The sequence below is a fragment of the Pseudomonas sp. BCRC 81390 genome, from assembly GCF_030341915.1.
Taxonomy (GTDB): domain Bacteria; phylum Pseudomonadota; class Gammaproteobacteria; order Pseudomonadales; family Pseudomonadaceae; genus Aquipseudomonas.
This window is the reverse complement of sequence record NZ_JATAAG010000083.1, coordinates 358,183-369,772: the sequence shown is the minus strand read 5'-3', so window position 1 is coordinate 369,772 and position 11,590 is coordinate 358,183. Positions and strand designations below refer to the sequence as shown.

The following is an 11,590-nucleotide window of genomic DNA, read 5'->3' as shown; positions in this document are numbered from 1 at the left end:
CTTGCGCCGCGATGGGCTGCGAAGCAGACCCGGCAATTTGTGCTGCGAAGCTGAAAATCCGGGTCTGCTTCGCAGCCCATCGCGGCGCAAGGCCGCTCCTACAAGGAACGGTGTCTACTCTACTTTAGCCTTTTGCACGTCCGGCGATGCGCTCCAGATGCGGTAGCGCACTTCGACATCCTTGGGCACATACACCACCACCGGCAGCTTGCTGTTGTAGCGCAGCATGAAGCCCTCACCGACCACCGGTACGAAGGCCTCGGTCTTCTTGCCATCCGGGCAGGCCATCAGCGTGCTGGCCGGGCCGCTGACCTTGTCCAGGCGGTAGTAGCTGTAACCCCAGCCATCCAGGGTACGTTCCTCCAGGCTACCGCCCAGGCGCTGGCGGTTGCAGTCCACCTGCAAGGTCTTGCCGGCGAGGATTTCCAGTTGGTAGGCCGACTCATCGGCCTGGGCCGGCAGGTGAATGACCTGCCGGTTGAAGCCTTTTTCCGCCTCGGGGTAGGGCGCGACGTCCTTCAGGCTGGCAGCCGACGCGTGCGCGGCAGCCGCCAGGGTCAGGGTCAGGATCGCGGTCTTCGGGGTTGGGCGCATAGGGCCTCCTTGCAGATAAACGAATGCAAGGCCAGCGCCAGATCCAGGCCGTCCCTCACTGGGCCAACCAGCCACCGTCGACGTTCCAGGCGGCACCGCGAACCTGGCTTGCGGCCTCGCTGCACAGGAATAGTACCAGCTCGCCCAGCTGCTCGGGGGTGACGAAGGCCAGTGAGGGTTGCTTTTCAGCCAGCAGATCGTGCTGCGCTTGCAGCGGATCGCCACCGTTGGCCGCACGATCGTCGATCTGCTTCTGCACCAGCGGGGTCAGCACCCAACCCGGGCAAAGGGCATTGCAGGTCACGTTGCTGGTGGCAGTTTCCAGGCCCACCACCTTGGTCAGGCCGACCACCCCGTGCTTGGCCGCCACATACGCCGCCTTGCCGATCGAACCGACCAGGCCATGCACCGAGGCGACATTGATGATGCGCCCCCAGTTGCGTGCGCGCATGCCAGGCAAGGCCAGGCGGGTGCCGTGAAACACGGCCGACAGGTTGAGCGCGATGATCTTGTCCCAGCTTTCCGGCGGAAACTGCTCCACTGGCGCCACATGCTGGATGCCGGCATTGTTGACCAGAATGTCGACGCCGCCAAAGGTCTGTTCGGCCAGGGCGAACAACGCCTCGAGCTGGGCGACGTCCGACAGGTCGGCCGGGTGATGCACCACCTTCACCCCGTGCCGGGCGATCTCGGCTATTGCCGCTGCCGGGTCGCCAAAGCCATTGAGCACGATGTTGGCGCCCGCGCGGGCCAGCACCTGGGCAATGCCCAGGCCGATGCCGCTGGTCGAACCGGTGACGAGTGCAGTCTTGCCGTTGAGGGTCATGCAATGCTCCTTAGACGATGCCGGTGGCGTAGAACGTGGTGATGACCACGAATACCGCCAGGGTCTTGATCAGGGTAATACCGAAAATGTCTTTGTAGGCCTCGCGGTGGGTCAGCCCGGTTACCGCCAGCAAGGTGATGACTGCGCCATTGTGCGGCAGGGTGTCCATGCCGCCGCTGGCCATCGCCGCTACCCGGTGCAGCACCTCCAGCGGTATGTTGGCGGCATGGGCCGCGGCGATGAAACTGTCGCCCATGGCCGCCAGGGCGATGCTCATGCCGCCCGAGGCAGACCCGGTGATGCCGGCCAGCAAGGTCACGGTAATGGCCTCGTTGACCAGCGGGTTGGGGATGCCGCGCAGGGCGTCGGCCAGTACCAGGAAGCCCGGCAGCGAGGCGATCACCGCACCAAAACCGTATTCCGAAGCGGTGTTCATGGCCGCCAGCAAGGCGCCGGCCACTGCACTCTTGCTGCCTTCGGCCAGACGGGTGCGAATGGCGCCGAAGGCACACAGCAAAACCATCAGGATGCCCACCAGCAAGGCCGCCTGCACTGCCCAGATCGCCGTGAGCTTGGCCACATCGCTTTGCACCGGCGCGCTCATGCCGGGCAACTGCAGGCTGTGGCTGGTGCCGTACCATTGCGGGATCCAGTGGGTGAACAGCAGGTTCATCACGCCCACCAGCAGCAGTGGCGACAAGGCCAGCCAGGGGTTGGGCAAGGCCAAGTCGGCGGCGGTTTCCGGTTCGTTGCGCAAGTTGCTGCCGTAGCCTTCACCGGCACGTTGCGCCCTGTTGCGCTGGCGCTGCAGGTAGGCCATGCCCGCACAGAACACGAACAGCGTGCCGATCAGGCCCAGCCAGGGCGCAGCCCAGGCGGTGGTGTTGAAGAAGGTGCTGGGAATGATGTTCTGGATCTGCGGGGTGCCGGGCAGGGCATCCATGGTGAACGAGAACGCGCCCAGGGCGATGGTGGCCGGAATCAGCCGCTTGGGGATGTTGCTCTGGCGGAACATCTCGGCAGCGAACGGGTACACCGCGAACACCACCACGAACAGCGAAACGCCGCCGTAGGTGAGCAGGGCGCAGACCAGCACGATCACCAGCATCGCCTGGCGGGTGCCAAGCACGCGGATCGCCGCGGCGACGATCGAGCGGGAGAAGCCTGACAGCTCGATCAGCTTGCCGAACACCGCCCCCAGCAGGAACACCGGGAAATAGAGTTTGATGAAGCCGACCATCTTCTCCATGAACACCCCGGTGAATGCGGGCGCCACGGCGGACGGGTCGGTGAGCAGCACGGCGCCGAGGGCGGCGATCGGGGCGAAGAGGATTACGCTGTAGCCACGGTAGGCGGCGAGCATCAGCAGGGCCAAGGCGGCGAGGGCGATGAGCACGGTCATCGGGGAAAGTCTCCTGGGTGAGTCTTGTTTTTATCGGTGCCCAGGTATTAGCGGGAATCGTGCCAGTTTCCAAGCTATTGAATTACAAGGTTATTTTCTTTTCCCATTGGTTTCTGTCTCTGCTTTGAGATTTATTTGGGCCGCATTGTGGCCGTCGCGACGCACGGGCCGCTCCCCCACAGGCACCGATTTAACCGTTAGGCACGGGCTCGTGCGAGGTCGACGGCGGCCCTTGCGACAATCTCAAAATAGAAAACCAAGTCTCTAATCAGAGACCAAGCGCCACCATCTTCTTGTACAAGGTCGACCGGCCCAGCCCCAACGCCGCTGCAGCGTCCGGCACGTTCCCTTCATGCTCGGCCAATGCCGTGGCAATCAACTCGCGCTCGAACTGCGCACACGCCTCGCGGTAGCTCTGGCGCATGGGCGCCTGTGCCATCGGGCTCAACGGCCCCAACGCCGTACGCAAGTCGCCGGCCCCGAGCCGCGGCTGGTCCGCCAGCAAGGTGGCGCGCTCGAGCACATTGCGCAATTCGCGGATGTTCCCCGGCCACGCATGCCGCGCCAACAGCTGCTGCGCTTCAGGCTCCAGCTCATACTGGCTGCCCAGCTCGCTGAGGATGGCTTCGCACAGCGCCGGCAGGTCTTCCAGCCGTTGGCGCAGCGGTGGCACCTCGATCGGTAGTACGTTGAGCCGGTAATACAGGTCGGCGCGGAACGCGCCGCGGGCGATGGCCGCCTGCAGGTCGATCGAGGTGGCGGCAATGATGCGCACGTCGCTGCGCAGCATCTGGTTCGAGCCTACCGGTTCGTACTCCTTCTCCTGCAGCACGCGCAACAGCTTGCTCTGCAGTGCCAGCGGCATGTCGCCGATCTCGTCGAGAAACAGCGTGCCGCCTTCGGCCAGTTGCAGCTTGCCGCTGCGGCCCTTGCGGTCGGCCCCGGTGAAGGCGCCAGGGGCAGTACCGAAGAATTCGGCCTCCAGCAGCGTCTCAGGGATCGCGGCGCTGTTGATGCTGACGAAGGCCTTGTGCGCGCGCGCCGACGCTGCGTGGATGGCGTGGGCGAGCAGTTCCTTGCCGGTACCGGTTTCGCCCAGCAGCAATACCGGCGAATCACTGCTTGCGCCACGCCTGGCGCGGCGCTTGGCCTCCAGGCTGGCGGCGCTGCTGCCGACGAACTGGGCGAAGCTGTATTTGGCCTGGCGGGCACGCAACTGCGAGCGGGTCGAGGCCAGCTCCTGCTGCATGCTGGAATAGCGCTTGAGCAGGGGTGACAAGCTGCGCAGCTGGTCGAACAGGGCAAAACCGATGGCGCCGATCAGGCTGCCCTGGTCGTCGTGGATCGGCAGGCGCATCACCACCAGCGGCTCGTTCGGGGTGTCGAGCATGTCCAGCAGGATCGGCCGGCCATGGGTCACCACTTCACGCATCAGGCTACCGGGGATCACCGCCTCGCACGGCTGGCCGATAGCGCCGGCGGCATCGGCCAGGCCGAAACGCCGGGCATAGCGTTCGTTCATCCAGACAATGCGCGCCTGACGGTCGACGATCACCGTACCTTCGCTGGACTGCTCGATAATCTCGAACAGCGAGCGGATCGCCAGTTGCCGAACCTGGGGGTAGTCCTTGAGGCTGTCGCTGTCGTGCATGGGTCTAATTCCAAATCATCTATGAGCAGGCCTGGCCTACCCCCTGGGGTCGAACGCCTCGCGCAAGGCATCGCCGATAAACACCAGCAGCGACAGGATCAGCGCCAGTGCAAAGAACGCGGTAAAGCCCAGCCACGGCGCTTCCAGGTGCTGTTTGCCCTGGGTTACCAGCTCACCCAGCGAAGCGCTCCCGGCCGGCATGCCGAAACCAAGGAAGTCCAGTGCCGTCAGGGTGGTGATCGCGCCGGTCAACATGAACGGTATGTAAGTGAGCGTGGCGTTCATCGCATTGGGCAGGATGTGCCGCAGCATCACCTGGCTGGCCGGCATCCCCAGCGCCCGGGCCGCCTGCACGTACTCCAGGTTGCGCCCTCGCAGGAATTCGGCACGCACCACATCGACCAGGGACAGCCAGGAAAACAGCGCCATGATCCCCAGCAGCCACCAGAAGTCCGGTTCGACAAAGCCGCTGAGGATGATCAGCAGGTACAGCACCGGCAGCCCCGACCAAACCTCCAGCAGGCGCTGGCCGAGCAAGTCGACCCAGCCGCCGTGGTAGCCCTGCAGGGCGCCGGCCGCCACGCCAATGAGTACGCTGACCACGGTCAGGGCAAAGGCGAACAGCAACGATACCCGGGTGCCATACAGCACGCGGGCCAGCACGTCGCGGCCCTGGTCGTCGGTGCCCAGCCAGTTGCTGGCGCTGGGCGGGCTGGGCGTGGGCACCTGCAAATCGTAGTTGGGCGTATCGGCACTGAACGGGATCGGCGCGAACAGCATCCAGCCGCCCTGGTCGGTAATCAGCTGGCGCACGTAGGCGCTGCGGTAGTCCGGCTGGAACGGCAGCTGGCCGCCGAACTGCTGCTCGCTGTAACGCTTGAGCGCCGGCACGTAAAGCTCGCCCTTGTAGCCCAGCAGCAACGGCTTGTCGTTGGCCACCAGCTCGGCACACAGGCTCAACAGCAGCAGGCAGGCGAACAGCCACAGCGACACCCAGCCAAGGCGGTTGCGGCGAAAGCGCTGCAGGCGACGGCGCGCGACCGGTGACAGCATCAGTGCGCCCTCGTGTCAAAGTCGATGCGCGGGTCGAGCAGGGTATACGACAGGTCGCCGACCAGGCGGATCAACAGGCCTGCCAGGGTAAAGATGAACAGCGTGCCGAACACCACCGGGTAGTCTCGCGACACTGCCGCTTCATAGCTCATGCGGCCCAGGCCATCGAGCGAGAAGATCACCTCGATCAGCAACGAGCCGGCGAAGAACACCGTGATCAGCGCCTGCGGCAACCCGGCCACCACCAGCAGCATGGCGTTGCGCAATACGTGGCCATACAGCACCCGCCGCTCGCTCAGGCCCTTGGCCCGGGCGGTGACCACGTATTGCCGGGAGATCTCGTCGAGAAAGGCATTCTTGGTCAGCAGGGTGAGGGTGGCGAAGCCGCCGATGACCAGCGCGCCGACCGGCAGCACCAGGTGCCAGAAGTAATCGGCGACCTGGCCCAGCAGGCTGAGTTCGTCGAAGTTGTCCGAGACCAGGCCACGCACCGGGAACCAGTTGAGCGAGGTGCCGCCAGCAAACAACACGATCAGCAGCAGGGCGAACAGGAACGAGGGCAGGGCGTAGCCGACCACGATCAGCGCGCTGCTCCAGGCATCGAAGCGGCTGCCATGGCGTACCGCCTTGCGGATGCCCAGCGGGATCGAGACCAGGTAGGTGATCAGCGTGGCCCACAGGCCCAGCGACAGGGTAACCGGTAGTTTGTCGAGGATCAGCTCGGTGACCTTGGCGCCACGGAAGAAGCTGTTGCCGAAGTCCAGCCGGGCGTACTGGCCGAGCATCAGCCACAAGCGCTCGGGGGCGCTCTTGTCAAAGCCGTACTGGCGCTTGATCTCTTCGATCAGCTTCGGGTCCAGGCCACGGCTGGCGCGGGACTCGCCATGCACCACCTCGGCCCGGGCACCGGGCGCACCGGCGCCAAGCCCTTGCAGGCGCGCCACGGCCTGCTCCACCGGGCCGCCCGGCGCTGCCTGGACGATGGCGAAGTTGACCAGCAGGATCGCCAGCAGGGTCGGAATGATCAGCAACAGGCGGCGCAGGATGTAACCGGTCATGGCGAAGCCTGCAGGCGCTCAGCCATCTGCGCATTGGTCAGCGCGCTGGGGCTGGCCTCCCACCAGGTGTCCAGGCCTTCGTCATAGGCAGCCTGGACCTTGGGCCGGCCGAAGCGGTTCCACCACACGGTGGAGCTGCCAGGCGGGTAGTAGTTGGGGATCCAGTAGTAGTTCCATTGCAGCACCCGGTCCAGGGCGCGGGCATGCTGCAGCATGTCGGCCTGGGTGGCAGCGCGCACCAGGCCGTCGACCAGGTGGTCCACGGCAGGGTCCTGCAACACCATCAGGTTGTTCGAGCCGGGGTCGTGGGCCGCTGCCGAGCCAAAGTAGTTGTACAGCTCGGCGCCGGGCGACAGGGTGACCGGGTAGCCGGTCACGATCATGTCGTAGTCGCGGGCCATCAGCCGGTTGACGTACTGGGCCGAGTCGACATTGCGGATGTTCAGTGTCACGCCGATCTGCGCCAGGTTGCGCTTCCACGGCAGGAGCAGGCGTTCCATGCCTGCCTGGCCATTGAGGAAGGTGAATGCCAACGGCGTGCCCTGGCTGTCGACCAGGCGATCGCCCTGCGGGTGCCAGCCGGCCTGTTCGAGCAGGGCCAGGGCCTGCAATTGTTGTTGGCGGATGATCCCCGAGCCATCGCTGACCGGCGCGCTGAACACGCGGCTGAAGACCTCGTCCGGCACCTGGCCACGCAACGGTTCGAGCAGTTGCAACTCACCGGCATCAGGTAACTGGCGCGCAGCCAGCGGGGTGTTGGAAAACACGCTCTGCTGGCGGATGTACAGGTTGCGCATCATCTGCCGGTTGCTCCATTCGAAATCCCACAGCATGCCCAGTGCCTGGCGCACCCGGCGGTCCTTGAACTGCGCTTGGTCAAGGTTAAACACGAAGCCCTGGGCAACCTGCGGCTTGGCCGGGCCCAGATGGGCACGCTGCAGGCGCCCGTCATCCAGTTGCGCGCCGGCATAGCCCAAGGTGTAGGCGGTGGCGGAAAACTCGCGGTTGTAGTCGTAGCCGCCGCCCTTGAGCACCTGCCGCGCCACTTCGGTGTCGCCGAAGTACTCGATGCGCAGCTTGTCGAAATTGTAGCGGCCACGGCTGGCCGGCAGGTCCCGTGCCCACCAGTTCGGGTCACGCTCGAAGGTGATGCTGCGGCCGTTGTCGATGCGGCCGATACGGTATGGCCCGCTGCCGACCGGCTTGTCGAAGCCGGCGCCGTTGGCGAAATCGCGCTGCTGCCAGTCGTGCTCGGGCAGCACCGGCAGGCTGGCGAGGTCCAGCGCCAGGGTACGACCGTGCCCGGGTTTGAAGTCGAAACGCACACGCCCCACGCTTTCCACGGCCACCCCGGCAACGTCGGCGAACTGGGTGCGGTACCTGAGGCTGCCCTTGCTCATCAGCAGCTCGAAGGTGAAGCGCACGTCTTCGGCGCGCACCGGCTTGCCATCGGCGAAGGTGGCACGCGGGTCGATGTCGAAACGCAGCCAGGCGTCATCCGGGCCGCGCTCCATGCGCCGGGCAATCAGGCCATAGACGGTATAGGGCTCATCGAACGAACGCATGGCCAGTGGCGCGTAGAGCAGGCCATCGACCTCGCTGACGCCGATGCCTTTGTCGATGTACGGCAGGATATGGTCGAACTGGCCGATCTCGATGGCCGAACGGCGCAGGATGCCGCCCTTGGGCGCGTCGGGGTTGACGTAGTCGAAGTGCTGGAAGCTGGCGTTGTAACGGGGCGCTTCGCCGTAGACGGTGAGGGCGTGGGTGGGGGCGGCGTGGGCTTCGAAGGCAAGGCAAAGCAGGAACAGGCAACGCAACCCCTGCAAGAGCGGGCTTGCCCACGAATGCGGCCATGCAGGCAACCGGGCTGCCTGCGCTGACGCGTCCGCGGGTGAACCCGCTTCCACAGGGACCTTCACCGGCGCTGAGGGCTCAGTCCTGGCGGCTGGTCACTTCCAGCAGGTGGTAGCCGAACTGGGTCTTCACCGGACCTTGCACGGTATTGACCGGGGCGCTGAACACCACGGTGTCGAACTCCTTGACCATCTGGCCCGGGCCGAACGAGCCCAGGTCGCCACCCTGGCGGCTGGACGGGCAGGTGGAGTTGGCCTTGGCGATTTCAGCGAAGTCGGCACCCGCTTCGATCTGGGCTTTCAGTTCGTTGCACTTGTCTTCGCTGCTGACCAGGATGTGGCGGGCGGTTGCACGGGCCATGGGTACTGCTCCTTGGGGTAAAAGAGGCAAGCCTAGCGCACTTGTCCGGGGTCTGTCTCGCCAGCCTTGCACGTGGCCTGGCGGAGTTTTTCCGCGGCCTGGCACAACAGGGTTTCGGTCGACGCCCAGCCCAGGCAGCCGTCGGTGATCGACACACCGTATTTCAGTGGCCCCTTGCCCAGCGCCTGGCAGCCATCGAACAGGTGGCCCTCGATCATTACGCCAACGATCGAGCGGTCGCCGGCCAGGCGCTGCGCCAGCACGTCGCTGAACACGGCAGGTTGGCGCGCCGGGTCCTTGCCGCTGTTGGCGTGGCTGCAATCGACCATGATGCGCGCCTGCAGCCCGGCCTTGGCCAGCGCCTGACGGGCCATGGCGATGTTCTCTGCGTCGTGGTTGGGGCCCTTGTGGCCACCCCGCAGTACCAGGTGGGTATCCGGGTTGCCCAGGGTCTCGATGATGGCCGGGTAGCCCTGCGCATCCATGCCGAAGTGGCGGTGCGGGTGGGCGGCGCTGCGCATGGCGTCGCTGGCGATGGCGATGCCGCCGTCGGTGCCGTTCTTGAAGCCTACCGGCAGTTCCAGGCCACTGACCATCTCGCGGTGGATCTGCGATTCGGTGGTGCGCGCGCCAATCGCGGCCCAGGCCAGCAGGTCATCGAAATAGCCGGCGGCCATCGGTTGCAACAGTTCGGTGGCAATCGGCAGGCCGCGTTCGAGCATGTTCAGCATCAGCCCGCGCGACAGGGCGATGCCTGCGTGCATGTCGTCGCTACCGTCGAGGTGCGGGTCATAGGCCAGGCCTTTCCAACCGACCGTGGTACGCGGTTTTTCGACATAGGCACGCATGACCAGCAGCAGCTGGTCGCCAACTGCGCGGCTGAGGCCGGCCAGGCGGTCGGCGTACTCCAGGGCCGAGCGCGGGTCATGGATCGAGCATGGGCCGACGATTACCAGCAGGCGCTGGTCGTGGCCGTCGAGGATGTCGCGGATAGCCTGGCGCTGGGCATGGACTTGCTGGGCCAGTTCGCTCGACAGCGGCATTTGCTGCTTGAGCAGGTGCGGGCTGGGCAGACGCTGGCTGACGGTGGTGTTGGCCGCTTGCGGCTGGGTCAGGGGCAGGGCGAGGCTGGAAGCTTGCATGGCATTTTTTCCCTGGGCGGACGGCGGGTCGTGGCCCGCGCTGTCGGCCCTATCGAGGTGTTCGACAGATCGTTGACTGGGTATTGGTTGTTGCATTGCCACCTGTGGAGGACCGAACGGAGGCGGCAGGCTGGCCCGAACGGGATTGGCTAAATCGCCAGGCATAGCTGTTGGCAGAGTAATAAGTGGCGTAGTTCATGAATCGGTCCTCAATGTGCATCGGTGTTGGACAAAGGCCTGAAAAGCAAAACCCCCGGTCGGGAGGCCGACCGGGGGTTTGAGTATTCTCATGTTCGGCGGCCCCTCGAAGGTGGGCGCCGTGTGGGTATCGGCGCCTAGTGGCTAAACCAATACCCGAAGTAATAGCTGGCAGCTGCCACGCAGCCGGCAACGGCCAGCACAGGACGCAGGCTGCGACCGGTGTGGTTGGCGTGGTTGCGGGTGTGTTTCGGCATGTTGCTCTCCAGTGAATGAGCCCGAGCTTACTTCAGTTCGGCCAGGCCATTCAATGAGTAAATGCTATCGCGGCGGTCATGTGTTCTTGTACTGCCTGGTTCAATGCCCGTAGCGCCCGACCAGGCTCTGCGCGCCCAGCGCATGGCCTTGCAGCAATTGCAGCAAGCCTGTGCGGTCCAGGCCTTCGGGCAAGGTGCCTGGCGGCAGGTCGGTGGTCAACACATAGTGGTGCGGGTTGTCGCCGGCAGGCGGGCAGGGCCCACGGTAGCTGAGCGTGCCTCGCGAATTGCGCCCCACCGTAACGCGTTGCCCGGTGAGGCCGGCGGCGCCTTCCTTCAGCCCATCCTGGTCAGGGTGGATGTTGTAGACCAGCCAGTGGACCACTCCGAGGCCCTTGCCGCCGTCTGGGTCGAACAGGACCAGGGCCAGCGACTGCGTGCCTGCGGGCAGGTTGTCCCAGCTCAGTTGCGGGCTGCGCTCTTCACCCGCGCCGCAGGCCGGGTCCAGGCCAACCTGCGGCAAGGCGATTATGCCGCCGTCGGTAAACGATGAGGAGCTGATCGACAGCGCGCCCTGGCCAGCCGCGACAGCCAGGGGACTACACGCTAGCAGGGCAGCCAGCAGCCAGGGTGTGAGGTGCATGGCGAATCCTCGCTGGGGCGTTTCGGCGCAGTGTAGCCCAGCACTGCCTCAACGGCTGTCCTGGTCCTCGGCATTGCCACCGGTATGGCCCGCGCCGGAGCCTGTGGCTTCACCGGTGCTGTTGGAGCCGCCAGTGGCACCGTCGGCGGCATCGCTGTTGCTGCCGGTGTCGCTGCTGTCGTTGTCCTTGCTGCTGCCCGGGCTGTTGACGCTGCTGCCTTCACCGGCGGTCTTGCCACCGTTCTGGTCAGCTTGCGGGCGGGTGTCGGTAGTGGTGCTCTCGCCAGCCGCGAGGCTGGTACCGGCCAGCGTGGCCAGGGCCAGGGCGAGGGACAGCGAAAGGGGACGAATGCGGATCATGGCAACACTCCTGGGCAGATGATCTGTCATTCGTTTGGCCGGGGTCGCGAGGCGCGGTGCCTTTGGCGCGACGAGTGGTAACTCTGTAGCGCCTGTGAGATCGAGCGCCGCCTGCGCGGCGCTCGATCTCACAGGCAACGAGGATCTCCCAAGGCAGGCCAGTCCTCTGCACGTTTCCAGCAACGGTCT

General features: G+C 65.4%; 11 protein-coding genes. All 11 read right to left on the bottom strand.

What is annotated here, in order from left to right:
- Nucleotides 1–114 precede the first annotated feature (114 nt).
- The 11 genes from eco to QSV36_RS24785 all read right to left on the bottom strand — a co-directional run bounded on the left by eco (nucleotide 115) and on the right by QSV36_RS24785 (nucleotide 11,401).
- Nucleotides 115–594 (bottom strand): serine protease inhibitor ecotin, encoded by a 480-nt coding sequence (gene eco / locus QSV36_RS24835; RefSeq protein ID WP_289135653.1) that lies wholly within the window; start codon nucleotides 592–594, stop codon nucleotides 115–117.
- Between the two features lie 55 nt (nucleotides 595–649).
- Nucleotides 650–1,420 carry a 3-hydroxybutyrate dehydrogenase gene (hbdH, locus tag QSV36_RS24830; RefSeq protein ID WP_289135651.1) on the bottom strand — a complete coding sequence of 257 codons (771 nt, stop codon included), beginning with the start codon at nucleotides 1,418–1,420 and terminating at the stop codon, nucleotides 650–652.
- A 10-nt stretch (nucleotides 1,421–1,430) separates the two neighbouring features.
- Nucleotides 1,431–2,822, bottom strand: a complete 1,392-nt coding sequence (locus tag QSV36_RS24825; protein ID WP_289135649.1) for a GntP family permease — start codon at nucleotides 2,820–2,822, stop codon at nucleotides 1,431–1,433.
- 268 nt (nucleotides 2,823–3,090) lie between these two features.
- Entirely contained in the window at nucleotides 3,091–4,473 is a 1,383-nt protein-coding gene (locus QSV36_RS24820; protein ID WP_289135647.1) for a sigma-54 interaction domain-containing protein, read from the bottom strand.
- Between the two features lie 36 nt (nucleotides 4,474–4,509).
- Entirely contained in the window at nucleotides 4,510–5,526 is a 1,017-nt protein-coding gene (locus QSV36_RS24815; protein ID WP_289135645.1) for an ABC transporter permease, read from the bottom strand.
- Nucleotides 5,526–6,584 (bottom strand): microcin C ABC transporter permease YejB, encoded by a 1,059-nt coding sequence (locus tag QSV36_RS24810; RefSeq protein ID WP_289135643.1) that lies wholly within the window; start codon nucleotides 6,582–6,584, stop codon nucleotides 5,526–5,528. Before QSV36_RS24810 ends, QSV36_RS24815 begins: the two co-directional genes overlap by 1 nt.
- Entirely contained in the window at nucleotides 6,581–8,506 is a 1,926-nt protein-coding gene (locus QSV36_RS24805) for an extracellular solute-binding protein (RefSeq protein ID WP_502945762.1), read from the bottom strand. Before QSV36_RS24805 ends, QSV36_RS24810 begins: the two co-directional genes overlap by 4 nt.
- Nucleotides 8,507–8,519: 13 nt before the next feature.
- Entirely contained in the window at nucleotides 8,520–8,801 is a 282-nt protein-coding gene (locus QSV36_RS24800; protein ID WP_003248318.1) for a peptidylprolyl isomerase, read from the bottom strand.
- Between the two features lie 32 nt (nucleotides 8,802–8,833).
- Nucleotides 8,834–9,943, bottom strand: coding sequence for a 3-deoxy-7-phosphoheptulonate synthase (locus tag QSV36_RS24795; protein ID WP_289135641.1), 1,110 nt, complete (start codon nucleotides 9,941–9,943; stop codon nucleotides 8,834–8,836).
- A 555-nt stretch (nucleotides 9,944–10,498) separates the two neighbouring features.
- Entirely contained in the window at nucleotides 10,499–11,041 is a 543-nt protein-coding gene (locus QSV36_RS24790; protein ID WP_289135639.1) for a YbhB/YbcL family Raf kinase inhibitor-like protein, read from the bottom strand.
- Between the two features lie 48 nt (nucleotides 11,042–11,089).
- Entirely contained in the window at nucleotides 11,090–11,401 is a 312-nt protein-coding gene (locus QSV36_RS24785; protein ID WP_289135637.1) for a hypothetical protein, read from the bottom strand.
- Nucleotides 11,402–11,590: the final 189 nt, after the last annotated feature.

Coding starts and splice junctions, on each gene's coding strand:
- hbdH (WP_289135651.1), bottom strand. CDS start 1,420: ATGACCCTCAACGGCAAGACTGCACTCGTCACCGGTTCGACCAGCGGC.
- QSV36_RS24815 (WP_289135645.1), bottom strand. CDS start 5,526: ATGCTGTCACCGGTCGCGCGCCGTCGCCTGCAGCGCTTTCGCCGCAAC.
- QSV36_RS24810 (WP_289135643.1), bottom strand. CDS start 6,584: ATGACCGGTTACATCCTGCGCCGCCTGTTGCTGATCATTCCGACCCTG.
- QSV36_RS24790 (WP_289135639.1), bottom strand. CDS start 11,041: ATGCACCTCACACCCTGGCTGCTGGCTGCCCTGCTAGCGTGTAGTCCC.
- eco (WP_289135653.1), bottom strand. CDS start 594: ATGCGCCCAACCCCGAAGACCGCGATCCTGACCCTGACCCTGGCGGCT.
- QSV36_RS24800 (WP_003248318.1), bottom strand. CDS start 8,801: ATGGCCCGTGCAACCGCCCGCCACATCCTGGTCAGCAGCGAAGACAAG.
- QSV36_RS24825 (WP_289135649.1), bottom strand. CDS start 2,822: ATGACCGTGCTCATCGCCCTCGCCGCCTTGGCCCTGCTGATGCTCGCC.
- QSV36_RS24785 (WP_289135637.1), bottom strand. CDS start 11,401: ATGATCCGCATTCGTCCCCTTTCGCTGTCCCTCGCCCTGGCCCTGGCC.
- QSV36_RS24820 (WP_289135647.1), bottom strand. CDS start 4,473: ATGCACGACAGCGACAGCCTCAAGGACTACCCCCAGGTTCGGCAACTG.
- QSV36_RS24795 (WP_289135641.1), bottom strand. CDS start 9,943: ATGCAAGCTTCCAGCCTCGCCCTGCCCCTGACCCAGCCGCAAGCGGCC.